Here is a 25,026-nt window from a genome sequence, read left to right on the forward strand (position 1 = left end):
AGGCGTCTTTCAACGATCTCTAAATACTCCCGCCGGAGGCGCCTTGCCCGCCCGCAGGTGCAGGCCTCACAGGGCGGCGAACCCGTCGTTTTCGGCGCTGTATTCTTCCAGCGTGCCCTCGGCAATGTTGTACCACAGCCCGTGCAGGGTCAGATCGCCCGCTTCCACGGCGGCTTTCACAAAGGGGAAGGTCATCAGGTTGTCGAGCGAGGTGACAACCGCGCGCTTTTCCATCTCGGTCAGGCGGGCCGCGTCATCTGCGATGTCTTTGGTGGCTTCATAGGCCGGGCGCAGCGCTTCGATCCATTTGCCCACATGCGAGGTTTCCGCCTCCAGCGCGGGGGCATCACCGGCGCACATGTCATGGCAACCTTTGACTCCACCACAGGCCGAGTGGCCGATCACAACCACATGCGACACTTTCAGCGCGGTGATGCCATATTCCAGCGCCGCCGATGTGCCATGCGGGCCACCCTCATGGGTGTGGGCTGGCACCAGGTTGGCGATGTTGCGGTGGGCAAAGATCTCACCCGGGTCAGCGCCGAACAGATCCGTCGGCTGCACCCGGCTGTCACAGCAGGAGATTACCAGCGCGCGAGGGCGCTGTGCCTCGGTGCCCAGTCGCTGAAACCAGCTTTCGCTACCGGTATGCGCGGTGGCTTTCCAACCTTGATAGCGTTGCACCAGATAGCCGGGCAGGGGCTTGGCATGTTCCATGTCATCTCCTTGCGAGTTTAGATCTATTCCAGATTAAAGTGACCTGCATTTAACGCGTTTTCAGCAGAATACAATTGTTCACATCAACCTTTTGGGAACAGCTTTTGTGTCATCTTGGCACAGCCGTGGGGGCCACATAGGGGAAAGACGTGGAACAGGTCATTATCTTGTCACCGCCGGTGCGGATTCGGCTGGACATCGGGCAGCTGGATCAGCTGGTGGAACAATTGGGCGATGCGGGGGCCGAAGACATCCTTTGCCGCGCCATGGAAGAGCTGGCGCATCGGCTGCAGGGCTGCGAGGCGCTGTACCGGGCGGGTGATATCGCCCCGTTGCGCAAGCAGGTGCGTTCGCTCATCGCGATTGCTGAACAGATTGGCATGACGTCACTGGCCACCGGCGCGGCCCATGTGGTGCAGGCATTGGACCATGGCGATCCGGTGGCGCTGGCCGCGACCTTGGCGCGGTTGATGCGGATCGGGGATCAGTCGCTCAGCGAAATCTGGGACTTGCAGGACCTGTCGGTCTAACGCGACGCCCCACGCTGGCGGGATCAAAGGCGAAACACCCCCTTGCGGGTCGCGGCAGAGGGGCTAGGCTGGCGGGCAAGGAAACCCGAACAAAGGCCGTGCCATGTCCGCTGACAGCTCCCCCCGTTTTGCCACCTCCGACGATGCCCCGATTGCGCTGCATCTGGTCGAGGATCATTCGCTTCAGGACTGGATCGACCGGCAGCCTGCGCGGGTGCAGACCTGGGTGCGAGGCACCGGCTACCGCCCTGCCCTTGGCAAGGTGCTATTGATCCCCGGTGCCAGCGGCGCGGTCGAAGAGGTTCTGGTCGGGTACGGCACCGTCAAACAGCGCAAACGGGGCCGGTTCCATCTGGCCGCAGCGGTCCCTGCCCTGCCCGAAGGTGCCTATAAGGTGGCCTCGGGCCTGCCAGCCGCACAGGCCGAGCAAGAAGCGCTAGGCTGGTTGCTGGCAGGCTACGGTTTTGACCGCTACGCCGGTGCCAAACCCAAGCCCGTGCGGCTGGTCGCACCGGAGGGCGTCGATGCCGCCAAGGTCGAAGCCATTGCCAAAGGCGAATTTCTGACCCGCGACCTGATCAACACCCCTGCCAACGACATGGGCCCCGACGCGCTGGAGGCGGCGGCCGAAGCTTTGGCACAGGACCACAAGGCCCGTTTCGAAGTCATCCGCGGCGACGACCTGCTGGAACAGAACTTCCCGATGATCCACACCGTCGGCCGCGCCAGTGACAAGGCCCCCCGTCTGATCGATATGCGCTGGGGCGATACGGGGCCGAAACTGACCCTCGTGGGCAAGGGCGTCTGTTTTGACACTGGCGGCCTGAACCTGAAACCCGGTGCCAGCATGGGGTTGATGAAAAAGGACATGGGCGGCGCGGCCACGGTGCTGGGTCTGGCCCATATGATCATGGCCCTTGGCCTGTCGCTGCAACTGCGGGTGCTGATCCCCGCCGTTGAAAACGCCGTCGCCGGCAACAGCTTCCGCCCCGGTGACATCCTGCCATCACGCAAGGGGTTGAGTGTGGAGATCAACAACACGGATGCCGAGGGCCGTTTGGTGCTGGCGGACGCTTTGGCTTTGGGGGCCGAAGAAGCACCCGATCTGATGCTGTCGATGGCCACGCTGACCGGTGCTGCACGGGTCGCTGTGGGTGCAGATCTTGCCCCGTTTTTCTGCGACGATGACACAACCGCAAATCAGCTGATGCAGGCGGCTGGAGAGGTGGCGGACCCGCTGTGGCGGATGCCGTTCTGGGATCCCTATGAGGCGCAGATCGAACCGGGGATTGCGGACCTCGACAATGCGCCCAAAGGCGGCTTTGGCGGTGCCATCACCGCCGCGCTGTTCCTGCGCCGCTTTGCAGGGAATGAGGTGAACTACACCCATTTCGACGTTTACGGCTGGAACCCCAGCCCGGCACCGGGCCGCCCCAAGGGCGGGGTTGGCATGGGGGCGCGGGCGCTCCTGTCGGCGCTGCCGGATATTCTGGACCTCTGAGCGATGCGGGACCTGCCCCCGATGCCAACCAAAGACCGCCGCCTGATCCCCGCCAATGCCCGCGTCGCCGCAGAAACGCTGCGCGGTCAGATCGACGCGCCACTGTTCGTGCAGGGCGACCGCCGCGTTGTGGCGCGGCCAGTAATCGACCTGTTGAATGCCCCACATGGCCGGCGGGAACGGCAATTGGTGCTGGGTGAGGAAGTCACCCGTTATGAAACCCGCGATGGCTGGTGTTTTGTGCAATGCCGTCGGGACGGCTACGTCGGCTATGTCCGCGCCACCGATCTGGAGGACCGCCGCCCTGCCACCCACCGCGTGGCCGCCCGCGCCAGCCACATCTATTCCGAACCGAACTTCAAATCCTATGAACGCATGGGGCTGAGCCTTGGCACAACACTCCACGCCCGCGGGCAGGAGGATGGGTTTCTTGTGGTGGCGGATGGTTTTGTCCCTTTGGTGCATCTGGAACCTATTACGGTACAGGCCCAGGATGTGGTGAAGGCAGCGGAGCGTTATCTGGGGGTGCCCTACCTCTGGGGGGGGAACTCGGTCTGGGGGATTGATTGCTCAGGTCTGGTGCAGGCGGCCTGTCTGGCCTGCGGCATCCGTTGCCCCGGTGACAGCGACCAGCAAGAGGCGCAGCTGGGCCGCGCCCTGCCCGCAGGCACCCAGCCCCGCAAGGGCGACCTGCTGTTCTGGCAAGGCCATGTGGCTCTTGTCGTCAGCAAAAGCCGCCTTCTGCATGCCAATGCCCATACCATGACCACCACCTATGAGGACCTGGACCGCGCCATAACCCGCATCGCCGCCGCCGGTGACGGTCCCGTCACCAGCCACAAACGTCTGCCACGTCCGCCCAAAACCACCTAACTCCAGAAGGACCCGCCCATGAGCCAGCCGCAAAGCGATCCGTTTTTCCATCCCATTTCCGGGTTTGAACTGCCCCGTTTTGCCGGTGTGCCCAGCTTCATGCGGCTGCCCCATGTGCCACCGGAACACACGCGGTTTCAGGAGGTTGAGATCGGGCTGATCGGCGTGCCTTGGGACAGTGGCACCACCAACCGCCCCGGCCCGCGACATGGGCCACGGCAGCTGCGCGATGCCTCAACCATGATCCGCGCGGAACATCAGGTCTCGCGCATACGCCCGTTTGAGGCACGCGCCTGCGCCGATCTGGGGGATGTGGCGATCAACCCGGCAGATATCCCCGACAGTATGAACCGGATCACCGGGTTTTATGACAAGGTGCTCGCGGCAGGCATCACCCCGCTGACGGCTGGGGGCGATCACCTGACCTCACTGCCGGTGCTGCGGGCGCTGGCGCGCAAAGGGCCGGTGGGCATGGTGCATTTCGACAGCCATACTGATCTGTTCCATTCCTATTTTGGCGGCACGATGTACACCCACGGCACCCCCTTCCGCCGCGCCGTCGAAGAGGGGCTGCTGGATCCAAAACGGGTGGTGCAGATCGGCATTCGCGGCACCATGTATGACCGCGAGGACCGCGATTTTGCCGAAAGCGTGGGCATCCGCATCATTGAGATTGAAGAGTTTCACGCCCGCGGCGTTGCGGATGTGATGGCCGAAGCGCGCGAGATTGTCGGAACCGGCCCCGAGGCCGCGCCAACCTATGTCTCTTACGACATCGATTTTGTGGACCCGATCTTCGCCCCCGGCACCGGCACGCCCGAGGTGGGCGGGCCAAATTCATACCAAGCGCTCCAGGTTGTGCGCGAACTGACCGGTATCAACATCATCGGCGCTGATCTGGTGGAGGTCTCCCCGCCCTTCGATCAGGCGGGGGCCACGGCCTATCTGGGGGTGTCGATCATGTTCGAACTGCTGTGCCAGATGGCGCGCTGACCTGCCTTAGCGCAGCACCATTTCCTCGGGCCAGCTGAGACGCTGGTCCAGCTTGATGGTCTTGTCCTTGCCCGCCGGCAGCTCAAAGGTCCAGGCCAGCACACCTCGTTTGCCATCCACGTTCTTCTCAGACGGTTCCGGCAGAGCGTTCCAGGTGATTTGCAGATCCTCTTGCTCCCCATAAGGCACACGGTCCACCAAACGCACAGTCCACGCCCGATCCGTCAGGTTCTCCACCCCGATGCGGATGTTTTCCACCCGCTCGTTCGACTTCGTGAGGATGCCCCGATCCCCCTGATTGCGGGTGACATCGCGGGTCAATTGCAGCCCCTCAATGGGCCCAAAGGGCAGCCGCGCCTCAGCCCCGGAGCTTAGCAAAGGCTGATTAACACTGCCCACAAATTCGCCGTCCAGAAACAGCTGGGTGTTGTTGGTGGGCAGAATTTCTTCACCGCTGTCATTAGTGAATGTCGCGGTCAGGAAGGCAGAACCGTCATAAAGTGGGACCGCCTCTGCCGCAATATTGGGGGTAAACTCCAGCGATCCCAGCGCCAGTTTGGCGGCGTCGGCGCCAGTGGCTAGGCTCAGTTTCTGCGGATAAGCATAGGTGACAATCAAGCCGCCCGCCAAAATTTCGGTTTGAGCTGTGGAGTAGCTCAAACGAAGTGATGCAGGACTAGCAATTTCGTTTTTGAGCACGACAAAATTTCCAGTGTCATCAGCACGTGCCGATTCATGGAATGTGATCTCGCCCTGGAGCAGCCGCCGCTCTGGGTCTTCAAGCCAGCGCCTCTCGGCGACGACCTCAGCTGGTGCGACCTTGCCAGTGGGCTGGCTGGTGGACAGCACCAATGCCACCTGATCCCAATTTTCTCCGGTGGCCTGTTTCACCAATGCACCGCGTTTAATCGTCAGTTGCGCCGCCTCCAGATCCAGAAACGCATCATTCACCGGCTGCCAGCCCGCATTCCCAACGAAGTAGCTGACCCGTAACTGCCCCTTCTGCGGCCCCTCAGCCTGCGCGGAAACATCCACTGCCGTCACGGCGGCTGGCTTTGGTGACAGGTCCACAAGCGCCTGCTGCGCCGCTTTCACAGCCTGTTCCAGATCCGGCAACTCGCGATTGAGCTGTCTTATCTCTGCCTCCGCTGCCAGCACCGCTTCGCGGGCGGCGAGTGTTTCTTCGCCCATCATCCGCGCAATCTGGCGCAGCTCTTCTGCACCGGCACCCTCCAGCGCCTCTCCTTCGCCCAAGCCACGCAGAAAACCAATCGCCGTTTCCGCCGCTTCCCGGGTCAGTTGCAGGCTGCGGATCTCATCGCGGTGCTGTGCCAGCGCCTCTTCTGCCGCCTCAAGGCGCACTTCAGCAGCAGCCCGCACCGCATCCTCAGCCTGTGCCACCGGCGGCACAAAATCATCGCGCAGAGAAACCGCCCCCAACCTGGCCCCAGTCAATTTGGCGCGCACCCGCTCCAGGTAGATGTTCTGTGGCAGATCAAGCACCCGCAGCTGATGGCTGCCTGCCGGGATCTCATAGTCCGCCACCCGCGTGACCTTGGCCCCTTGCGGGTAGACAATGACCTCGGAAATCCGGCTCTGCAGCTGGAAGGTCTCGGCGGCGCTCATCACGGGCAGGGCAACAAGAGCGGTGCTCAACAAAAAGGCGAAGTGGCGCATGAAATCTCTCCTAATAATTCGCCCCCAATCTGTGCCGCGCCCCCCGCCAAACGCAAGAGGGCGCCCCGTGGGACGCCCTCAACCGGTCATTTTCAGCCGATGGATCAGCCCTTCTTCAGGACCTCACGGCCCAGGAGTTCAGCGATCTGCACCGCGTTCAGGGCGGCGCCCTTGCGCAGGTTGTCGCTGACGCACCACAGGTTCAGACCGTTTTCAACGGTGACGTCCTGACGGATGCGGCTGATGAAAGTGGCGAAATCGCCGACGCACTCAACCGGGGTCACGTAGCCACCGTCTTCGCGTTTATCGATCACCATGATGCCGGGCGCTTCGCGCAGGATGTCACGGGCTTCGTCTTCGTCGAGGAAGTCCTCAAACTCGATGTTCACCGATTCCGAGTGACCCACAAAGACCGGCACACGCACACAGGTCGCGGTGACCTTGATGGCGGGATCAACAATCTTCTTGGTCTCGGCGACCATCTTCCACTCTTCTTTGGTGTCACCGCTGTCCATAAAGACGTCAATATGCGGGATCACGTTGAAGGCGATCTGTTTGGTGTAGACGCTGGGATCCACTTCCTGACCGGGGACATACATGCCTTTGGTCTGGTTCCACAGCTCCTCAATCGCTTCCTTGCCCGAACCGGAAACCGACTGGTATGTCGACACCACCACCCGTTTGATCTTGGCGCGGTCATGCAGCGGCTTCAGCGCCACCACCATCTGCGCGGTCGAACAGTTCGGGTTCGCGATGATGTTTTTGTTCTTGTACTTGTGCACGTCCTGCGGGTTCACCTCAGGCACGATCAGCGGAATGTCAGGGTCATAGCGGTAGAGCGACGAATTATCGATCACCACACAGCCCGCGGCGGCCGCTTTGGGCGCGTATTCTTTGGTTGCGGAAGAGCCAACAGCAAACAGCGCCATATCCCAACCGGTGAAGTCAAAGGTGTCCAGGTCTTTGGTCTTCAGGGTGGTATCGCCGAAGCTTACTTCGGTGCCTTGAGATTTGCGGCTTGCCAGCGCAACGATCTCGTCAACAGGGAACTGGCGCTCGGCCAGGATGTTCAGCATTTCGCGGCCCACGTTGCCCGTGGCGCCAACGACGGCGATTTTGTAGCCCATTTGGCTCACTCCTATAGATTTGGACAAAGCGCTCTTAGCGCAGCAACCCCCAAGGAAAAAGGGGATTCGGTGCAGCGCGGCCAACTATATTGTATCGAAACATATAGAGATCAGGCGCGCCCTGCCCCGCAAGACGCGCCCGCTGTGCCTTCTTCTTGGTCCAAATATCCCCGCCGGAGGCACCCTGCCCGCACCTCTAGGGACAGGCTTCAGCGTCCTTGCCGCAGCCGTCCCACTACACCTGTGGGGAAGAAATAGACGCTCAGGATAAAGAGGATCCCCAGCCACAGCAGCCAGCGCTCGGCACTCAGCAACTCGGGCAGGATCGGCAGGCCCTCGGTGGCATGGGCCGCCGCGCCCATCAGCGATTGCAGATAGTTCTGCGCCAGCACCAGAAGCGTTGCCCCGATCACCGCGCCATACATGGTGCCCATGCCGCCGATCACCACCATCAGCAGGATATCCACCATGATATCAAAGCTCAGCGCGGTATCCGGGCCAACATAGCGCAGCCACGTGGCATAAAGCGCCCCCGCCAAGGCCGCGCCCACCGCTGAGATACAGGTCGCCACGGTCCGGTAGCGCACCACGCGGTAGCCAATGGCCTCGGTCCGGAAATCGTTTTCCCGGATCGCCTGCAAAACACGGCCAAAAGGTGAATTCACAATCCGCAACAACACAAGGAACAGGAAGAAGGAGCCAAAGAACACAAGGTAATAGGCCAGCAGCTTGCCATTCAGCTTCACCCCAAACAGCCGGTCGCCAAACTTGAAAGCCGGGGTCAACTCGCGCGGGGTTTTGAAGGTCAGCCCATCCTCGCCCCCGGTCAAGCCGGACAGCTGGCTGACCAGCACCGCCACGGCTGAGGCCACCGCCAGCGTGATCATGGCAAAGAAGATCGCCCGCACCCGCAGGCTGAACAGCCCAATCACCAGCGCAATCACCGCCGCCAGCAGGGCCCCTGCACCCGCGCCCACAGCCAAAGCGCCAAAGCCACGCTCCATATGGGTACAGGCCAGCGCCACACCATAGGCCCCCATGCCAAAGAACATCGTATGGGCAAAGCTAACAATGCCGCCATAGCCCAGCATCAGATCATAAGAGGCCACCAGCAGGATAAAGACACAGATCCGCGCCGCCGTGTCGACAGAACGTACGCCTGGAAACAGGAAGGGCGCCAGGGCGAGGGAAATCAGGATCGCAGCCAGAATGACGGCCAGAATTTTGCTACGCGGGCCATCGCCCGACAGAAGGGTCATCACCATCTTACTTCGCCTTCACTACCGGGATCATGCCCTGCGGCCGCCACATCAATATGGCCACCATCAGCGCGATATTGGAAATCAGTGCCGCCTTGGGTTCCAGAAAGGCGACATAGTTCTGCAGCAAGCCCACCAGCAGTGCGCCGATGAAACAGCCCTCGACCGAGCCGAGCCCGCCGATGATCACCACAATGAAAATAAGGATCATCAGATGTTGGCCCATATGGGCGGTGATGACCTCTTGGTAGAGGCCCCACATCACGCCGCCCAGACCCGCCAACGCCGATCCGGCGATGAACACGCCGACAAACACAAAGCGTAGGCGGTAGCCTAGGGCCTCAACCATCTCCCCGTTTTCCACACCGGCGCGCACGATCAGCCCGATCTTGGTCCGGCGCAGCACGTAGCGCATCGCCAGAAACAGCCCAAGGCCAACCCCAACGGCCACCAGCCGGTATTTTTCCAGCGCGGCACCGGCAAAAGTCACCGCGCCTTTCAACGCTTCGGGACGCAGGATGTAGATTTCTTCCGGCCCCCAGAACACCACGATCAGCTGCTCCACCACAATCAGCCCGCCCATGGTGACAAGGATCTGTTTCAGATGCGCGCCATAGACCGGCTTCACAATCACCCGCTCAAATCCCCAGCCCAGCAGCCCCGTCGCGATTGACGCCACCACAATGGCCATCAACATCGCCAAGAGGTTCAAAACCAAAGACGGTGCGCCGGTCATCGAGCTGAGCATCAGCAGCACCGACACCCCAACAAAGGCCCCGACCGAGATAAACACCCCGTGGCCAAAGTTGATGACATCCATCAGGCCGAACACCAGCGTCATGCCGCTGGCCATAATGAAAATCATCATCCCCATCGCCAGGCCGCTCACCGTTAGGGTCAACCAGCTGGAGGTCGCAGGGATCAGCACCAGTCCGGCCAGCATGACCAGCGGCACCAGCAATACCGGCATCCACGGGCCGATACGCTCCACCAGCGATTTCTGCGCCATAGTCGGCGCGTGTTCAGGCGCTGCCGTCATGCGCTTGGCCCTTTCATCTTGCTGAAAATACTCTCGCCGAAGGCGTCCTGCCGCCGCAGCATCATGCACCGGATCATTGATGCGCCTCCATGCTGAGGCCCATCAGTTGCTCTTGCAGCGCGGCGCTTTCACTCAACTCACGCATGGCGCCTGACCAGCTAACCCGCCCGTCGTCCATCACCACACAGCTGTCGCCCAGCGCCTTGGCCACGCTGAAGTTCTGCTCGACCAACAGAATAGACGCACCCTGATTTTTCAGATCCCGCAAGGCCCGTGCCATGGTCGAGATGATGGCGGGCGCCAGGCCTTTGGTCGGCTCGTCGATCAGGTAAAGCTGGCGTTCTTCCACCATAGCCCGCGCAATCGACAACATCTGTTTCTGTCCACCCGACAGGTTGCCGGCATCGGAGTGCCAGAAGGTTTTGAGTGGTGGAAATGCCTCAAAGATCCAGTCCAGCCGCGCCGCGTCGATCGGGCCGGACACCGCAGCGAGGATCATGTTTTCCTCCACCGTCAGGTCACTGAAGATCCCCATGTTTTCCGGCACAAAACCAACGCCACGTTTGGCAATGGTCGGGGTTGGCAATGCGGTGATATCCTGCCCGTCCAGCAAGATCTGGCCCGCTTTGGCTCGCCAGTGTCCCATGATGGTGCGCAGGGTTGTGGTCTTGCCCACCCCGTTGCGGCCCAAGAGCATTGTCACCTGGCCACGTGGTACCTGCAAATCCACCCCCTGCAGGATGTGATATTGCTCGATATCGGTATAGACGCCCTCCAGCGTCAGGATCGGGTCAGACATCTTCCAACTCCTTGCCCATATAGGCCTCCTGCACCACGTCAGAGGCCATGACCGTCGCCGGATCGCCATCTGCCGCCAAGGCACCGTTGTGCAGCACGATGATCCGGTCAGCGAGGCTGCGGATCACGTCCATTTTATGTTCCACCAGCAGGATGGTGCGGTCTTTCTCGGCCTTCAGCTCGGCGATCAGGTCCAGCACAACGGGGGCTTCATCGACGCTCATCCCGGCCGTGGGTTCGTCAAACATGTAGACCGCAGGATCCAGCGCGATCAGCATCGCCACCTCCAGCTTGCGCTGGTTGCCATGAGACAGGGCCGAAACCACCTGATCGGCCAGATCGTGCAGCTTGACCTTATAGAGGATTTCCTCTGCCCGGGCGGTCACATGTTTCAGGCTCTCGGCCATTGTGAACAGACGGGAGCCGGCGTTGGATTTCGACTGGATCACCAGCCGCACGTTTTCCAATACGCTGAGGTTTGGAAACAGGTTGGTCAGCTGAAACGCCCGGCCAATGCCACGGGCGCAGCGGTCCGAGACCGACAGGCGGGTGATGTCACGTCCGTTCAGCTCGACCCGGCCTGCGCTGGCGGGGATCTGACCGGAAATCAGGTTGAAGTAGGTGGTTTTGCCAGCCCCGTTGGGGCCGACGATGGCGGTCAGCTCACCGGTTTTGAAGGCGCAGCTGACGTGGTCCACTGCCACATGGCCACCAAAACGCACGGTGAGGTCGTGGGTCTCTAGGATCACCCGGCTCATCACATTGTCCTTGAGCTAAAGAAAGGTTGCGGCCCCCTGAAGCGAGCGCCGCAACCTTTTGTTTTCAGTCGCTTACTTGTTGCGAACCGGGATCGGCAGCTCGCTGATCGGGATTTCCCGCACCAGTTCCGGCACCGCCCAGTCAACGCCGTCTTCGACCTTGATCTTGAAGTGATACATCGGCTGCATTGCCTGATGGTCTTCGGCGCGGAACATCATGGTGCCTTTCGGGGTCTCCCACTCCATGCCTTCCAGCGTCGAGATCAGCTCTTCGGTGTCGGTGCTGCCAGCACGTTTGATCGCCTCAACCACGGCCAGACCCGAGGCCATGCCCCCTGCGGTGAAGAAATCCGGCGGGGTGCCGTAGCGCTCCTGGTGGGTTTTCACCAGCCAGTCGTTGATCTCATTCTGCGGGTTTTCATAATAGTAGTAGGTCGCGCCTTCCATGCCCGGCAGTTCCTTATAGGCAGACAGCGCCGCAAGGATGTTGCCGCCGGTGGCAATTTCAATGCCGAACCGGCTCGGATCCATCGCCTGCAGCTTGCCCATCGGGTTGCCGCCACCGGCCCAGATCAGGAACAGTTTCTTGTCACCTTCCTCATCCTTCATCGCATTGAAAATACGCTCCGCCGCGGCGGTGAAGTCGGTGGTGTCGGTGGGCACATATTCTTCGTGCACGATCGCGGTGCCGGTGCCGTCCAGCGCCTCTTTGAACGCCGAGATGCCGTCACGGCCAAAGGCGTAGTCCTGCGCCAGTGTGGCGATTTTCACATTGTCACCCGCCAGCGCAATGGCGTTGGCCACGGCGTCCTGCGAGCTGTTGCGGCCGGTGCGGAAAATGTAGCGGTTCCAGTTCGATCCGGTGATGCTGTCGGCCACCGCGGGTTCAACAATCAGGATCTTTTCGTATTCTTCAGCAACCGGCAACATGGCCAGCGCCACACCCGAGGACACTGGCCCAATCGCCAGATCCACCTCATCATCGCCATAGGCCTCTTCCAGCAGGGCCTTGCCGTTTTCCGGCTTCAGCTGGGTGTCTTTTTCGATGACAACGATCTTTTCGCCGTTGATTTCCATGGTGCCGCCGGTGGCATATTCCAGCCCCAGCATCAGCCCGTCGTGGGACTGTTTGGCATAGGCCTCAAACGGGCCAGTTTTGCCGTAGACATGTGCAATTTTGATATCAGCCAGTGCAGTGGTTGCCATAGCCGCCGAGATCACCCCGGTGAGCAGAATGCGTTTCACGATGTTCCTCCCAAGAACGGTTCGAATGTGCCGTCTGATCCAATGCTAGGGTCCCACGCTACGAAGCGTCAATCCGAGGGAACACGTACTCGCAAACCCGTATTTGCGGAAGGCAGCGGTGGTGATTTCCCGGCGTGACGGTTGGACTCGCAGGCCAGAATTTCAATTTAATTGCAATGTGTTAATAACTCTATCACGCAGCGCACGGTGCATTTAGATGACAAAAGGCGGCACCTGACGCGCCGCCCTTGTGACGTATGTGTTAAGGCCGCAGAGCCGCGTCAGATGCAGCGGCCACCGTCCACTTCCATCGCAACGCCGGTGACCATTCCCGCCTCATCCGAGCACAGGAAACAGGCGGCGTTGCCCATGTCCTCAGGGGTGGAGAACCGGCCAATCGGAATGGTCGAAAGGAATTTGGCGCGGACCTCTGGGGTGTCTTCGCCCAAGAAGCTGGCAAGCAGCGGCGTTTCCCCGGCCACTGGGCAGATCGCGTTCACCCGCACACCAGCAGGCGCCAGTTCCACAGCCATTGTTTTGGTGGCGGTGATCATCCAACCTTTGGAGCTGTTGTACCAGTTGAGGTTCGGGCGCGGGCTGAGACCCGCGGTGGAAGCGACGTTCAAAACCGCCCCATTGCCCGCGGCCTTCATCAACGGCACCGCGTGTTTGGCGGTCAGGTAGACCGATTTGCAGTTCACCGCCCAGACCCGATCAAACTCTTCCTCGGTGACCTCTTCCATCGGTTTGGGCAGATGGGTGATGCCGGCATTGTTGACCAGAATGTCGATGCCGCCCAGCTGCACCTCGGCGGTTTTGACAATCGCCGCCACATCGGCGTCCTTGGAAACATCAACCTGACAGGCGATGCCCCCCACCTCGGCGGCCACATCGCGGGCCAGATCCATGTTCAGGTCGGCCACCATGACCTTGGCCCCTTCGGCGGCAAACTTGCGGACAATGCCTGCGCCAAAGCCTGATGCACCGCCGGTCACAATGGCGGTTTTACCTTCTAGTCTCATCTCGATCCTCCTTTTTTGGGCCGTGCCTCAACTGTCGTCACTGACGCGGCAGGCCTCCAGTCTGTCTTTGATATCTTCCGGAATGGCGGTGGCGCGGCGGGCCTCCAGGTCCATCAGAACCTTGATGAAGCGCCCTTCAAACACCAGTTGGTCGCCCCCTGCCTGCGCACGGTAGATGCGATGGCGGCAGGTCACCGATTTGGTGCCAACCGCCAAGACGCCTGTACGCAGATAAATGCAGTCGCCCGGCAACAACTCGGCCTTGTACTGCGCCTGCATGTCCACCACAGCAAGGCCCATGCGCCGTCCCGCAAGGATATTGTCGCGCCCCAAGCCCACATGGTTCATCAGGGTAAACCCTGCATCGGACACATAGGCGATGTAGCTGGCGATATTGGCGTGGCCCAGCGTGTCACATTCGCTGGCGGCCACAACACGGCGTCCGGTATCAATATCTGCCATTTGCGTTACCCGTGATAGGCGGCGACGGTTTTCAGGGTGGTGAAGCCGTAGAGCGCCTCGAACCCTTTTTCGCGGCCATGCCCTGATTTGCCGATGCCACCAAAGGGCAGTTCCACCCCTCCCCCGGCACCATAGTTGTTGAGGAAGACCTGACCGGTGCGGATCGCCTTGGCCAGGCGCATTTGGCGGGCACCGTTCTGCGACCAGACCGAGGCAACCAGCCCGTAATCGGTGCCATTGGCGATGGCCACGGCCTCCTCTTCGTTGTCAAAGGGAATGATCACCTGCACGGGGCCAAAGATCTCGTCCTGCGCCAGGGAGTGATCGGGCGCGACCCCGGCAAAAAGCGTGGGCGGCACGTAGTTGCCGCCATCCGGTGCGTCCTGCAGCACGCCCTGTGCCGCTGTTTCCAGATCCTTACCCTGGTCAAGGAAGCCAGAGACGAGCCCCTTTTGCTTGGCTGAAATCAGTGGCCCCACGTCCAGATCAGACATCGCCTGACCAACCCGCAACTCGCCATAGCGGGTGGCCATCCGCTCGACCACCTGATTGTAGACCGAACGATGCGCCAGAATGCGGGACGAGGCCGAGCAGGTTTGGCCCGCGTTCTGGATGCCGGCGTTCACCAGGAAGGGCAGCGCCGCATCCAGATCGGCATCTTCAAACACCAGCTGCGGGGATTTGCCGCCCAGTTCCAGCGTGACCGGAATGACGTTCTGCGCCGCCGCCATCTGCACCTGCACGCCGGTGCCCACCGATCCGGTGAAGCTGACGTGATGCACGCCGGTGTGGGCGCTCAGCGCCGCGCCAGCCTCAGATCCCAGCCCCGGCACGACATTCAGCGCACCATCGGGCAGGCCCGCCTCTTTGGCCAGATCGGCAAAAGCCAATGCGGTCAGGCAGGCATCCTCGGCCGGTTTCAACACACAGGCGTTGCCGGTGGCCAGCGCCGCCCCGACGGAGCGGCCGATGATTTGCATCGGGTAATTCCACGGCACGATATGGGCGGTCACCCCGTGGGCTTCGCGCATTGTGTAGACGGTATATCCGTCCAGATAGGGGATGGTTTCGCCATGCAGCTTGTCGGCCGCACCGGCGTAGAACTCCAGATAACGGGCCAATGCAATGGCGTCCGCACGCGCCTGTTTCAGCGGTTTGCCCACGTCCAAGGCTTCGATCCGCGCCAGATCCTCTACCCGGTCCAGCACCAGCTGACCCAAACGGTACAGGATGCGACCGCGTTCAACCGCAGTTACCTTGCCCCAGGCACCCTGCCAGGCCCGGTGCGCCGCATCCACGGCGGCGTCAATATCCGCCGCACCACCCCGGGCAATCGCGCCAATCTCCTGCCCCGTGGAGGGGTTCGAAAGCGGCAGCGTTTGGCCGGAGGCAGGCGCCACCCAAGCGCCATCGATCAGGCATTTTTCAGGATCAAACCACAGGTTCAGCGCATCGGTCATTTCGGTGTCCTTCGTGTCGTCTTAGGCTATCTCGTCCGGCAGGACCGGCGCGGCGGCGATCAATTCTTGGGTGTAGGTATGCTGCGGCGCATCAAAGACCGCCTGAGTTGCGCCCTGTTCCACAATCTCACCGGCTTTCATCACCAGCACCCGATCGGTGATCGAGCGGACCACCGACAGATCGTGACTGATGAACAGATAGGTCAGGCCAAACCGGTCCGAGAGGTCGGCCAGCAAGTCCAGCACCTGCGCCCGGACCGAGACATCAAGGGCGGAAACAGCCTCATCCAGAATGATCAGGTCCGGCTTGATAATCAGGGCGCGAGCAATGGCGATCCGCTGACGCTGGCCGCCGGAAAACTCGTGGATGTATTTATCGAGGTCATCAGCGGTGAGGCCCACGCTTTCCATCGCCTCCACCATCGCATCCTGCAATGCTGGCCCCTTCGGCGGCTGATCCAGCAGGTGCATCGGTTCGCAGATCAGCCGGCTGACCTTCCAGCGCGGATTAAAGCTGCCGTAGGGGTCCTGAAACACCACCTGCATACGGCGACGTACGGCACGATTGGGTTTCTTACCGCTGAAGACTGGCTGGCCGTCCAGCAGGATCTCACCGCCCTGCACCTCTTCCAGTCCCAGAATGGCGCGGGTCAGGGTGGATTTGCCACAGCCCGACTCGCCCACAAGGCCAAGACTTTCGCCCTTGCGGATGTCAAAACTAACGCCTTTCACCGCCTGCAACTTGCTGGCTTTTCCCAACCAGCCATTGGCATGCAACGTGTATTCGCGCACCACATCCCGCACGCTGAGCAGTGGCTGATCCTGCGCAGCACCCTCACGGTCCGGCACATGCGTGGAGGCCGCCAGCAGCGCCTTGGAATAGGGGTGCTGCATGTTGCGGAACAGGGTTGCGGCGGGACCACTTTCGACCACGCGGCCCTTTTGCATGATGACAATCTCATCCGCCAGATCCGCCACCACCGCCAGATCATGGCTGATGAGCATCAGGCCCATCTGATCCTCGGCCACCAGCCGTTTCAGCAGATCCAGGATCTGCGCCTGTGTGGTCACGTCCAGCGCGGTGGTCGGCTCATCCGCGATCAACAGCTTGGGCCGCAGGGCAATCGCCATAGCGATCACCACCCGCTGGCGCTGTCCACCGGACAGCTCAAACGGATAGCGGCTGAGCGGAAAACGCTCCTGCGGCAGTTCCGCCCGGGCCAGCGCCTCGGCGGCACGTTCCAGTGCTTCGGCCTTGCTGACGTCTTCGTGGATCAGGATGGTTTCGGCCACCTGATCGCCAATGGTGCGGATCGGGTTCAGCGCGGTCATCGGTTCCTGAAACACCATACCCACGTCGCGCCCGCGCATTTGGCACAGCTGCGGCTCAGTGAGCGCCAGCACGTCCTGCCCGGCCACGGTGATCTGGCCCTCACAGGTCGCCCCATTGGGCAACAGTTGCATGGCAGCAAAAGCCGACATGGATTTGCCAGACCCGCTTTCGCCAATCACCCCAAGGATCCGCCCCGGCGCGACCTGCATTGACACGTCGTGCAGGATCTCGCTGCCATGAATACTAAGGTTCAGATGGTCGATCTTCAGAAGGCTCATGACCGCGCCCTCCGCAGTTTGGGGTCAAACATATCGCGCAGCCCGTCGCCCATCAGGTTCAGCCCCAGCACGGTCAGCAGGATCGCCAGACCAGGGAACAGCGCCATATGCGGGGCAAATGAAATCATCGTCTGGCTGTCCGCTAGCATCCGCCCCCAGCTGGCGGTCGGCGGCTGCGTGCCAAGGCCAACATAACTCAGGCCCGCCTCGGCCAGAATTCCCAGCGAAAACTGGATGGTGCCCTGCACGATCAGCAGGTTGGTGACATTGGGCAGGATATGCTCGATCGAAATCCGCGTCGCGCCTTTGCCGGCCACGCGGGCGGCCATGACATAGTCACGGGTCCAAAGGCTCAGCGCGCCCGAGCGGGTCAGCCGGGCAAAGACGGGAATGTTGAAAATGCCGATGGCGATGATCGCATTGACGGCAGAGGCGCCAAATACGGCAGTGATCATGATCGCAATCAGCAGCGAGGGGAAGGCAAAGACCAGATCGTTGCCGCGCATGATCAGCTCATCCAGCAGCCCGCCTTTGCGCGCCGCCGCTGTCAGGCCCAGTGGCACCCCCAGCCCCATGCCGATGCCCACAGCCACCAAAGCCACGGCAATAGAGGTCCGCGCGCCCACCATGATCATGCTCAGGATATCGCGGCCAAAGTGATCGGTGCCCAAGGGATGCGCCAATGTCGGCGCTTTAATCTTGTTGGCAATGTCCAACACGGTCGGATCATAGGGCGTCCAGAGAAAGCTCAATATCGCCATGCCGGCAAAGATCGCGGTCAGCACGCCGCCCAGCCGAAGGTTACGCATCAGCGCCGCCCCCGCAGTCGTGGATCGACCAGTGCATAGGCCAGATCCACCAGAAAATTCACCACGATCACGGCAAAGACCAAGAGCATCACAACGCTTTCCACCACGATCAGATCCCGGGCCGAAATGGACTGGAACACCAGCCGTCCAAGGCCGGGCAGGAAGAAGACGTTTTCAATGATGATGGCCCCTGCCAGCAGGAAGGAAAACTGCAGCCCGATGATGGTCAGCACCGGAATCAGCGCATTGCGCAGCGCATGTCGCCACAGCGCCTGACGTTTGCTTAGGCCTTTGGCACGGGCGGTGCGGATGAAATCTTCGGACAGGGTGTCCAGCAGCGACGAACGCATCACCCGCGCCAGAATGCTGGCCTGCGGCAGCGCCAGCGCAATGGCGGGCAAGGTCAGCGATTTCATCGCCAGAAGGAAACCCGCATCCCAGCCGACAAATCCACCGGCGGAGAACCAGCGCAGATTAATGGCAAAGACCAGCACCATCAGCATGGCAAACCAGAAGTTCGGGATCGCCACCCCCAGCTGTGTCACCCCCATCACGGTCACATCCACTGGTGAACCGCGTTTGGACGCGGCCCAGATCCCTGCCGGGAAGGCAATCAGGGTCGACAGGGTCAACGCATAAAGCGACAGCGGCAGGGAGATCCACAGCCGTTCGCCGATCATCTCGGCCACAGGGGTGCGGTAGGTGTAGGAGGTGCCAAAATCGCCCTGCAGCAGACCGCCAGCCCAGCTAAGGTAGCGTTCCAGAACTGACCCATTCAGCCCCAGCTCCTCGCGCAGGGCGGCCAGTGTGTCTTCCTGTGCGTTGATGCCCAGCATATAGGCGGCAGGATCCCCCGGCACGACTTCCAGCGCCAGAAAGATCACCAGCGAAGCCACCACAAGGCTGACCGCCAGCGACAGCAATCGTTTCAACAGATAATGCAGCATCGCGCCGCGCGCCCCCTAGAGGGCATCCGTGACGCCCCTTTCATCTTGCCAGAAGTACTCAAAATCCTCTGGCCGCCACACACACGACAGCCAGAGAGGTGTCACGTCATTCCCAATAAACGCCGGTCAGATCCGTCGCCTGCGTCGGGGCATCTTTCCACAGCCCCTTCACCTTGGCATTGGCCACGGTGGGGAAGGCCAGCTGGAACAGGTAGCCGTTCACATAGTCACCGGAAATGGTTTCCTGTGCGGTCGCCAGCAGCGCCGAACGTTTGGCCGGATCAGCCTCCACACCCAGATCAGCGATCAACTGCTGGAAGCTGGGGTTGTCATACTGGAAGTAATAGTCCGGACGGGCATAGATGCCGATGTCGAAGGGCTCGGTGTGGCTGACGATGGTCAAGCCGTAGTCCTTGCCGCGGAACACCTGTTCCAGCCATTGCGCCCATTCCAGATTGCTGATTTCAGCCTCAATCCCCACCGCACGCAGCTGAGCGGCGATGATCTCACCACCACGACGGGCGTAAGAGGGCGGCGGCAGCTTCAGCGTTGTTTTGAAACCGTCGGCATAGCCCGCCTCGGCCAGCAGCTGCTTGGCCATCGCCGGATCATAGGAGCTGTTGCCGGTCAGATCGACGTAATCGGGATTGTGCGGCGCAAAATGGGTGCCGATGGGGGTGCCATAGCCAAACATCGCGCCATCAATGATGGCCTGACGGTCGATCGCATGGGCCAGCGCCTTGCGAACCTTCACATTGTCAAAGGGCGGCATCTTGTTGTTGGTCGACAGGATGGTCTCCCCTTCGGTCGACCCCACCAGCACCTGGAAGCGCGGGTCTGCTTCGAACTGTGGCAGGTTTTCCGGGGCGGGGAAGCCCACAAAGGCGTTCACATCCTCAGCCATCACCGCGGCAAAGGCGGCGGTCGGGTCCGAGATGAACTTGAAGCTCACCTTGTCCAGTTTCGCCGGTGTGCCCCAGTAGGCGCCGTTCTTTTCCAGATCGATCTTGTCACCCTGCACCCAGTTGGCGAACTTGAAGGCGCCGGTGCCGACGGGGTTGGTTTTGATGTCGCCGATGGTTTCCGGCGCCACAATCACCGCGTCGCCCCAGGCCATGTTGAACAGGAAACTGCCGTTCGGTTCGGACAGGGTGACCTTCACGGTCAGCGGGTCGACAACCTCAACCGTTTCAATGCCTGCAAACAGCGCTTTCTGTGCGTTGGCACTGTCTTCGGCGCGGGCGCGGTCCAGCGAGAACTTGACGTCTTCGGCGCCCATCGCCGAGCCGTCATGGAAGGTGACGCCTGCGTTCAGCAGGAAGGTGTAGGTCTTGCCGTCCTCGGAAATTTCCCAGCTTTTGGCCAGACCGGGATTCACCGCACCATCCGCGCCAAAGCGGGTCAGGCCCTCGAACACGTTGGAATAAAGCACCGAGTCGATGGCCCCAGCTGCCGCCGATGTTGGGTCCAGATGCGGCGGCTCCAGCTGCATAGCCACCACGATATCGCTTTTGGCCTGCGCCATGCCAACCGTTGCGGCGAGGGCTGCAGCACTGACCAAGCCCAGTTTAAGTACCTTGTTCGTCATATCTTCCTCCCTAGTGTCAGCCGGCGGCCTCCTGTTTTGCCAGAAGGTCTATCAACGCGCGGCCCATTACCTTGGCAGAGTCGATCATATCCTCGACCCCGACGTATTCGTCCGGCTTATGTGCCAGATCCAAGATTCCCGGCCCATAGGCGATGCAATTATGAAGCTTCCCGATACGATCGATGTGTTTCTGATCGTAAGTACCGGGAGACACGACATATTCTGCCTCTTTTCCCATGGTCTCTGCAATTGCTTTCGCCACCGTTTGTACCACCGGAGCGCTTTTCTCGGTCATTGTGGGCAACACACGGTGCAATTCCGTGACGTCATAGCGGAAGTTGTCGCGGCTTTCCTCAACGGTGCGAAGCACCTGCATAACCTCTTCCTGCACCTCATCAATATCCTCTTCGATGAGGAATCTGCGGTCAATCACCATGCGGCAGCTGTCGGGCACGCAGGGGCTGGGCAGGCCGGTATAATCCGGGTCCTGCTCGGCCTGGCCGCCATGCATGGAGTTGATGTTGAGCGTCGATTGCTTGGCCCCTTCAGGCACCACCGGCATATCCGTGCGCTTCTCGGCCAAAGCTGGGAACAGGCTGTCCTCCATCTCGCGCACCACGGCGCCCATATGGCGCACGGCACAATCTCCAAGAAACGGCATGGAGCCATGGGCAATCTCGCCATGCGTCTCAATCTCGGCCCACCAGACGCCGCGATGGCCCAGACAGATCCGGTCCTTGTTCAGCGGTTCGGGGATGATGACATGCTGCACCCGTTCCGGGGCAAAATAGCCCTTCTCGGCCAGATATGCGACGCCACCGAAGCCTCCGGATTCTTCATCCGCGGTGCCGCTGATTTCGATCGCGCCTTCGTAGTTCGGGCAGACCGCAATGAAAGCCTCGGCCGCCACGATGGAGGCGGCCAGACCGCCTTTCATGTCACAGGCGCCACGGCCGTAGACCTTACCGTCAATCAACGCACCGCCAAAGGGATCGGTGGTCCACCCCTGACCGACGTCCACCACATCGATGTGGCTGTTGAAATGCACACATTCGCCCGCACGTTTGCCGTCACGCCGGGCGATGACATTCCAACGGGGATATTTCTCGCTGTCGCCAGGGGCCCCATGGGCGCGGACCATTTCGATGTGGAACCCGGCCGCTTTCAGGCGCTTGGCCAGAAAGTCGCAAATCTCGCGGTAGCTCTCCCCCGGCGGGTTAAGCGTCGGGATTCGGATCAAGGCCTGCGTCAGCGCGATCAGGTCGTCGCGCCGGTCCTCGATTTCCTGGCAAAGCCGGTCTGAAAGCGACATTTTTTGGGATCTCGTCTCTTGCACTCGATTGCAAAACTATGCTTTACGCCTCCGTACGGTGCCAATACCGTATCATTCCGGTGACATATGAACGACCTAGACAAACTCGCTTTTGAGCAAGCGCCGATGGGATTGGCGCTGACAGAACACCGCATCATTCGCAGCTGTAACGACAGTTTCGCGGAAATGTTCGGCTATGAGAAATCGCAACTCCTCGGGCAGAGCTTTCGCCTGCTCTATGGCACCGATCAGGAGTTTCATCAGGTGCGGGACATTGGGCTGGCACCGCTGCGCCAGTCCCATCCTTACACCGACGAACGCATTATGCGCTGCGCCGACGGCAGCCGCATCTGGGTCCGGTTCCGTGCCCGCACCCTGACCCCCGAAGATCCGTTGGCGCAGATCGTGCTAAGCTTTGCACCGATTGCCGAAAAACCCACCGGCCCCAGCCTGACCCCGCGCGAACGCGAAGTGTTGATGTGGCTGAGCCGTGGCCGCACAAGCAAAGAGATTGCACAGGTGCTGGAACTGTCCCCCCGCACCATCGAAGACGTCCGCGCCCGCCTGCTGAAGAAATTTGAGGTGAAAAACGTCGCCGTCCTGCTGGCCCGCCTGTCGGGGTTCAACGGCGAACGCGAACCGCTGGAAGGCAACGGCGTTTAACGGCCGCTGAGATCGACCGAGACATTTAACTTGTTGCCATCCGGATCGCGCACATAAGCGCCATAGTAATCCGGGTGGTAGCTGCGTGGCCCCGGCGCGCCTTCATCCCGCCCACCAAGCTCCAGCGCCTTGGCATGAAACGCATCCACCGCCACCCGATCCTTCGCGTAAAACATCACCTGTGTGCCGTTGCCGTGGGTTGCGGGCTGCTCGTCATAAGGCAGTAGCACAAACAGCGTGACCTTGCCATCGGGTCCCGCGTAGCCCAACTAACGTGGGACCGTCAGTGCCCTTGTCATGTCGATGGTTTCCAGCAAACCATCATAGAAGCGACCAGCCGCCTCCAGATCATTGGTCCCGATGCACACCCCTGACAGCATAATCCCCTCCTGCATTGCTTCTCGCCGTCTTATTTGCGGATTACCGGACCAATCACAAGCTGTTGTGGCGTCAACTGAGTGATTGCCCTCGATTAAATGTTCACTTAATGTTCTCACCTCATCAGTATGAGAGGACAAGACATGATTGCTGGAAGTTGTTGTTGCGGCGCGGTGAAATTTGAACTGAGCGAAGCGCCCCAGATGATGGGCACCTGCCATTGTTCGCGCTGTCGCAAGCTGGGCGCCAGCACCATTGTCTTTGTGAAGAAAGCGCAGCTGAACTGGGTTCAAGGCAAGGAAAACGTTGGCCTCTACCAGCCGGAAGCGCCGTATAGATTTCCACGCTGTTTCTGCAAGACCTGCGGCAGTTCGCTGGGCGAAATCCTGTCCGAAGAGGACAGTTTTCCGATCGCAGCCAATGCGCTGGACACGGCGTTCGACATCCAGAACCAACTGCATGAATTTGTTGCTGAAAAACCGTCGTGGTTTGTCATCGGTGACGATGCCAAACAAACCGCGGGCCACCCCGGGTAAACAAGTGGTGGCCCCTGCTGGGGCCACCAAACGGTTTATCCCGCAACCGCTGCCTTAATGGCGCGGATGTTGTCGCCATAGGGCGCCGGGTTCGACACCGAGCCACCTTTGAACACGGCAGAGCCTGCGACCAGCACATCGGCCCCTGCTTCGGCCACCAGCGGGGCGGTTTCCGGGGTCACGCCACCGTCAATCTCGATATGGATCGGACGGTCGCCAATCATCGCCCGCAGCTTGCGCACCTTTTCAACCTGGCTGTGAATGAACTTCTGGCCGCCAAAGCCGGGGTTCACTGTCATGATGCAGACCAGATCCACCATATCCAGAAGATACTCGATATCCTCCAGCCCGGTGCCTGGGTTCAACGCCAGACCGGCTTTGCAGCCCGCGCCACGGATCGCCTGCAGGGTCCGGTGTGTGTGGTTCCCAGCCTCCAGATGGGCGGTCAGGATGTCGGCACCTGCATCGGCATAGGCATCGATATAGGCATCCACCGGCGAGATCATCAGATGCACGTCCATCACAGTGTTGATGTGCTTGCGGATCGCTTTGCACAGCGGCGGGCCGAAAGTCAGGTTGGGCACAAAATGCCCGTCCATCACATCCACATGGATCCAGTCGGCACCCTGCGCCTCAACGGCTTCGATTTCCTGGCCAAAATTGGCGAAATCAGCCGACAGGATCGACGGGGCGATTTTCAGGGAACGGTCAAAACTCATAGGTCTTCTCCGAGAAAGTGGGGTTATTCGCTGAGATCGTGGTGATCGGCCACGCGCTGCACCTTCTGCGCCGAGCCAAAGACCAGCGGAATGCGGCCGTGCAGGGTCTCTGCCTGCCGCACCAGAATTGGGGTTTCGCCATCGGTGGCATGGCCCTGCGCCTGTTCAATAATGAAAGCGATGGGCGCACATTCGTAGACCATGCGCAGACGGCCGTTTTCATAACCGGGACGGGCGTCACCGGGGTACAGGAAGATGCCGCCACGGGTCAGGATCCGGTGGGTTTCCGCAACAAGTGAGCCGACCCAGCGCATGTTGAAGTCCATGCCGCGCGGGCCGTCTTTGCCTGCCAGACAATTGTCGATGTAGCTGCGCACCGGGGTGGTCCAGTGGCGGTAGTTGGAGGCGTTGATCGCAAATTCTTTCGATGTCTCCGGCACCGACATCGCTTTTTCGACCAACACAAATTCGCCCTTGGCCGGATCCAGCACGTATTGCTGGGTGCCGTCGCCAAAGGTCACCACCAGACAGGTGGCCGGACCATAAAGGATATAGCCGCCACAGATCTGTTCCGACGCTTTGCGCAGGAAACTCTCCTCAGCACCTTCCTTGGTCTCGAAGATCGAGAAGATGGTGCCGATGGAGACATTCACATCGATGTTGGAGGAGCCATCCAGCGGATCGATGGCCAGCGCGTATTTGCCGCTTTCCGAGGTCAGCAGCGCCTTTTCCTGTTCCTCAGACGCATACCAGCGCACATCGCCGCCCCGCAGCGCCGCTTCGAACATGTCGTCGGCCAGCACATCCAGCGCTTTCTGGCCGTCACCGTCACTGTTTTCGCCAACCTGCGCCGCCAGAGACTGGCCCAGACCCGCGCGGGCGATGATGCCGGCAACGTCGATTGAGACCACGCAAAGCGCGTTGATCGTGTCAAACAGTTCGGCAGGGATAAGGTCGGCGGAAATAACTGGGGCAGGACGGGTCATTGAGGGCTCCGTTTGG

The 25,026-nt window shown here is 60.8% G+C and carries 25 protein-coding genes; 6 read left to right on the forward strand and 19 right to left on the reverse strand.

The genetic code is table 11. The features are described from left to right. Positions 1 to 66: 66 nt before the first annotated feature. On the reverse strand, positions 67 to 717 hold the full coding sequence (locus SIC14_RS03700) for a carbonic anhydrase (RefSeq protein ID WP_412564485.1): 651 nt from the start codon (positions 715 to 717) through the stop codon (positions 67 to 69). A gap of 149 nt (positions 718 to 866) precedes the next feature. On the opposite strand from SIC14_RS03700, the gene SIC14_RS03705 reads away from it, so the two are divergent. From SIC14_RS03705 to speB, 4 genes are all read left to right on the forward strand, one after another. Beyond that, entirely contained in the window at positions 867 to 1,247 is a 381-nt protein-coding gene (locus tag SIC14_RS03705; protein ID WP_412564486.1) for a hypothetical protein, read from the forward strand. 103 nt (positions 1,248 to 1,350) lie between these two features. After that, entirely contained in the window at positions 1,351 to 2,748 is a 1,398-nt protein-coding gene (locus tag SIC14_RS03710; RefSeq protein ID WP_412564487.1) for a leucyl aminopeptidase family protein, read from the forward strand. 21 nt (positions 2,749 to 2,769) lie between these two features. Next, on the forward strand, positions 2,770 to 3,621 hold the full coding sequence (locus SIC14_RS03715) for an NlpC/P60 family protein (protein ID WP_412564488.1): 852 nt from the start codon (positions 2,770 to 2,772) through the stop codon (positions 3,619 to 3,621). A gap of 18 nt (positions 3,622 to 3,639) precedes the next feature. Continuing rightward, a complete protein-coding gene (speB, locus tag SIC14_RS03720; RefSeq protein ID WP_412564489.1) occupies positions 3,640 to 4,614 on the forward strand; it encodes an agmatinase in 975 nt (324 codons plus the stop codon). Between the two features lie 6 nt (positions 4,615 to 4,620). Here the strand turns inward: speB and SIC14_RS03725 are convergent, their stop codons facing one another. The 15 genes from SIC14_RS03725 to SIC14_RS03795 form a co-directional block, all read right to left on the reverse strand. After that, positions 4,621 to 6,291: a mucoidy inhibitor MuiA family protein gene (locus tag SIC14_RS03725; RefSeq protein WP_412564490.1), complete on the reverse strand. Its 1,671-nt coding sequence runs from the start codon at positions 6,289 to 6,291 to the stop codon at positions 4,621 to 4,623. A 104-nt stretch (positions 6,292 to 6,395) separates the two neighbouring features. Next, positions 6,396 to 7,418: an aspartate-semialdehyde dehydrogenase gene (locus SIC14_RS03730; RefSeq protein ID WP_412564491.1), complete on the reverse strand. Its 1,023-nt coding sequence runs from the start codon at positions 7,416 to 7,418 to the stop codon at positions 6,396 to 6,398. Between the two features lie 209 nt (positions 7,419 to 7,627). After that, positions 7,628 to 8,683: a branched-chain amino acid ABC transporter permease gene (locus SIC14_RS03735; RefSeq protein WP_412564492.1), complete on the reverse strand. Its 1,056-nt coding sequence runs from the start codon at positions 8,681 to 8,683 to the stop codon at positions 7,628 to 7,630. A gap of 1 nt (position 8,684) precedes the next feature. Then, entirely contained in the window at positions 8,685 to 9,716 is a 1,032-nt protein-coding gene (locus SIC14_RS03740; RefSeq protein ID WP_412564493.1) for a branched-chain amino acid ABC transporter permease, read from the reverse strand. Positions 9,717 to 9,789: 73 nt separating this feature from the next. Further along, positions 9,790 to 10,515, reverse strand: a complete 726-nt coding sequence (locus SIC14_RS03745) for an ABC transporter ATP-binding protein (RefSeq protein ID WP_412564494.1) — start codon at positions 10,513 to 10,515, stop codon at positions 9,790 to 9,792. Next, a complete protein-coding gene (locus SIC14_RS03750) occupies positions 10,508 to 11,272 on the reverse strand; it encodes an ABC transporter ATP-binding protein (protein ID WP_412564495.1) in 765 nt (254 codons plus the stop codon). The genes SIC14_RS03745 and SIC14_RS03750 overlap by 8 nt, the downstream gene beginning before the upstream one ends. A gap of 72 nt (positions 11,273 to 11,344) precedes the next feature. Continuing rightward, positions 11,345 to 12,478 (reverse strand): substrate-binding domain-containing protein, encoded by a 1,134-nt coding sequence (locus SIC14_RS03755; RefSeq protein ID WP_412565816.1) that lies wholly within the window; start codon positions 12,476 to 12,478, stop codon positions 11,345 to 11,347. 320 nt (positions 12,479 to 12,798) lie between these two features. Continuing rightward, complete coding sequence (locus SIC14_RS03760) at positions 12,799 to 13,539, reverse strand: SDR family oxidoreductase (protein WP_412564496.1); 741 nt, start codon at positions 13,537 to 13,539, stop codon at positions 12,799 to 12,801. 27 nt (positions 13,540 to 13,566) lie between these two features. Beyond that, a complete protein-coding gene (locus SIC14_RS03765) occupies positions 13,567 to 14,001 on the reverse strand; it encodes an acyl-CoA thioesterase (protein ID WP_412564497.1) in 435 nt (144 codons plus the stop codon). Positions 14,002 to 14,006: 5 nt separating this feature from the next. After that, on the reverse strand, positions 14,007 to 15,461 hold the full coding sequence (locus SIC14_RS03770; RefSeq protein ID WP_412564498.1) for an aldehyde dehydrogenase family protein: 1,455 nt from the start codon (positions 15,459 to 15,461) through the stop codon (positions 14,007 to 14,009). A gap of 21 nt (positions 15,462 to 15,482) precedes the next feature. Continuing rightward, positions 15,483 to 17,072: an ABC transporter ATP-binding protein gene (locus SIC14_RS03775; protein ID WP_412564499.1), complete on the reverse strand. Its 1,590-nt coding sequence runs from the start codon at positions 17,070 to 17,072 to the stop codon at positions 15,483 to 15,485. Further along, the gene (locus SIC14_RS03780) at positions 17,069 to 17,884 is read right to left on the reverse strand and encodes an ABC transporter permease (RefSeq protein WP_412565817.1); all 816 of its coding nucleotides are present in this window, start codon (positions 17,882 to 17,884) and stop codon (positions 17,069 to 17,071) included. Before SIC14_RS03780 ends, SIC14_RS03775 begins: the two co-directional genes overlap by 4 nt. Next, entirely contained in the window at positions 17,881 to 18,828 is a 948-nt protein-coding gene (locus tag SIC14_RS03785) for an ABC transporter permease (RefSeq protein ID WP_412564500.1), read from the reverse strand. The genes SIC14_RS03780 and SIC14_RS03785 overlap by 4 nt, the downstream gene beginning before the upstream one ends. A gap of 106 nt (positions 18,829 to 18,934) precedes the next feature. Continuing rightward, positions 18,935 to 20,416 carry an ABC transporter substrate-binding protein gene (locus tag SIC14_RS03790; protein ID WP_412564501.1) on the reverse strand — a complete coding sequence of 494 codons (1,482 nt, stop codon included), beginning with the start codon at positions 20,414 to 20,416 and terminating at the stop codon, positions 18,935 to 18,937. Between the two features lie 16 nt (positions 20,417 to 20,432). Next, positions 20,433 to 21,728 carry an acetylornithine deacetylase/succinyl-diaminopimelate desuccinylase family protein gene (locus tag SIC14_RS03795; RefSeq protein ID WP_412564502.1) on the reverse strand — a complete coding sequence of 432 codons (1,296 nt, stop codon included), beginning with the start codon at positions 21,726 to 21,728 and terminating at the stop codon, positions 20,433 to 20,435. 87 nt (positions 21,729 to 21,815) lie between these two features. On the opposite strand from SIC14_RS03795, the gene SIC14_RS03800 reads away from it, so the two are divergent. Further along, on the forward strand, positions 21,816 to 22,391 hold the full coding sequence (locus SIC14_RS03800; protein WP_412564503.1) for a LuxR C-terminal-related transcriptional regulator: 576 nt from the start codon (positions 21,816 to 21,818) through the stop codon (positions 22,389 to 22,391). Here SIC14_RS03800 and SIC14_RS03805 read toward each other — a convergent pair. Then, positions 22,388 to 22,660 (reverse strand): VOC family protein, encoded by a 273-nt coding sequence (locus tag SIC14_RS03805; protein ID WP_412564504.1) that lies wholly within the window; start codon positions 22,658 to 22,660, stop codon positions 22,388 to 22,390. The two genes, SIC14_RS03800 and SIC14_RS03805, sit on opposite strands and share 4 nt — an antisense overlap. 252 nt (positions 22,661 to 22,912) lie before the next feature. Here SIC14_RS03805 and SIC14_RS03810 point away from each other — a divergent pair, with 252 nt between their 5' ends. After that, complete coding sequence (locus SIC14_RS03810) at positions 22,913 to 23,305, forward strand: GFA family protein (protein WP_412564505.1); 393 nt, start codon at positions 22,913 to 22,915, stop codon at positions 23,303 to 23,305. A gap of 35 nt (positions 23,306 to 23,340) precedes the next feature. On the opposite strand, the gene rpe is transcribed toward SIC14_RS03810, so the two are convergent. Further along, entirely contained in the window at positions 23,341 to 24,024 is a 684-nt protein-coding gene (gene rpe / locus SIC14_RS03815; RefSeq protein WP_412564506.1) for a ribulose-phosphate 3-epimerase, read from the reverse strand. Positions 24,025 to 24,047: 23 nt separating this feature from the next. Continuing rightward, a complete protein-coding gene (locus tag SIC14_RS03820; protein ID WP_412564507.1) occupies positions 24,048 to 25,010 on the reverse strand; it encodes a class 1 fructose-bisphosphatase in 963 nt (320 codons plus the stop codon). Positions 25,011 to 25,026: the final 16 nt, after the last annotated feature.

Source organism: Thalassobius sp. MITS945101 (assembly GCF_047123305.1).
Lineage (GTDB): Bacteria > Pseudomonadota > Alphaproteobacteria > Rhodobacterales > Rhodobacteraceae > Thalassobius.

Bases quoted from the DNA above. Each gene is read 5' to 3' on its own strand.
- SIC14_RS03790 (WP_412564501.1), bottom strand. From the start codon at position 20,416: ATGACGAACAAGGTACTTAAACTGGGCTTGGTCAGTGCTGCAGCCCTC.
- SIC14_RS03735 (WP_412564492.1), bottom strand. From the start codon at position 8,683: ATGGTGATGACCCTTCTGTCGGGCGATGGCCCGCGTAGCAAAATTCTG.
- SIC14_RS03725 (WP_412564490.1), bottom strand. From the start codon at position 6,291: ATGCGCCACTTCGCCTTTTTGTTGAGCACCGCTCTTGTTGCCCTGCCC.
- SIC14_RS03770 (WP_412564498.1), bottom strand. From the start codon at position 15,461: ATGACCGATGCGCTGAACCTGTGGTTTGATCCTGAAAAATGCCTGATC.
- SIC14_RS03775 (WP_412564499.1), bottom strand. From the start codon at position 17,072: ATGAGCCTTCTGAAGATCGACCATCTGAACCTTAGTATTCATGGCAGC.
- SIC14_RS03710 (WP_412564487.1), top strand. From the start codon at position 1,351: ATGTCCGCTGACAGCTCCCCCCGTTTTGCCACCTCCGACGATGCCCCG.
- SIC14_RS03700 (WP_412564485.1), bottom strand. From the start codon at position 717: ATGGAACATGCCAAGCCCCTGCCCGGCTATCTGGTGCAACGCTATCAA.
- SIC14_RS03760 (WP_412564496.1), bottom strand. From the start codon at position 13,539: ATGAGACTAGAAGGTAAAACCGCCATTGTGACCGGCGGTGCATCAGGC.
- SIC14_RS03800 (WP_412564503.1), top strand. From the start codon at position 21,816: ATGAACGACCTAGACAAACTCGCTTTTGAGCAAGCGCCGATGGGATTG.
- SIC14_RS03755 (WP_412565816.1), bottom strand. From the start codon at position 12,478: ATGGCAACCACTGCACTGGCTGATATCAAAATTGCACATGTCTACGGC.
- SIC14_RS03730 (WP_412564491.1), bottom strand. From the start codon at position 7,418: ATGGGCTACAAAATCGCCGTCGTTGGCGCCACGGGCAACGTGGGCCGC.
- SIC14_RS03785 (WP_412564500.1), bottom strand. From the start codon at position 18,828: ATGCTGCATTATCTGTTGAAACGATTGCTGTCGCTGGCGGTCAGCCTT.
- SIC14_RS03750 (WP_412564495.1), bottom strand. From the start codon at position 11,272: ATGAGCCGGGTGATCCTAGAGACCCACGACCTCACCGTGCGTTTTGGT.
- SIC14_RS03795 (WP_412564502.1), bottom strand. From the start codon at position 21,728: ATGTCGCTTTCAGACCGGCTTTGCCAGGAAATCGAGGACCGGCGCGAC.
- SIC14_RS03810 (WP_412564505.1), top strand. From the start codon at position 22,913: ATGATTGCTGGAAGTTGTTGTTGCGGCGCGGTGAAATTTGAACTGAGC.
- SIC14_RS03745 (WP_412564494.1), bottom strand. From the start codon at position 10,515: ATGTCTGACCCGATCCTGACGCTGGAGGGCGTCTATACCGATATCGAG.
- SIC14_RS03715 (WP_412564488.1), top strand. From the start codon at position 2,770: ATGCCAACCAAAGACCGCCGCCTGATCCCCGCCAATGCCCGCGTCGCC.
- SIC14_RS03740 (WP_412564493.1), bottom strand. From the start codon at position 9,716: ATGACGGCAGCGCCTGAACACGCGCCGACTATGGCGCAGAAATCGCTG.
- rpe (WP_412564506.1), bottom strand. From the start codon at position 24,024: ATGAGTTTTGACCGTTCCCTGAAAATCGCCCCGTCGATCCTGTCGGCT.
- SIC14_RS03765 (WP_412564497.1), bottom strand. From the start codon at position 14,001: ATGGCAGATATTGATACCGGACGCCGTGTTGTGGCCGCCAGCGAATGT.
- SIC14_RS03820 (WP_412564507.1), bottom strand. From the start codon at position 25,010: ATGACCCGTCCTGCCCCAGTTATTTCCGCCGACCTTATCCCTGCCGAA.
- speB (WP_412564489.1), top strand. From the start codon at position 3,640: ATGAGCCAGCCGCAAAGCGATCCGTTTTTCCATCCCATTTCCGGGTTT.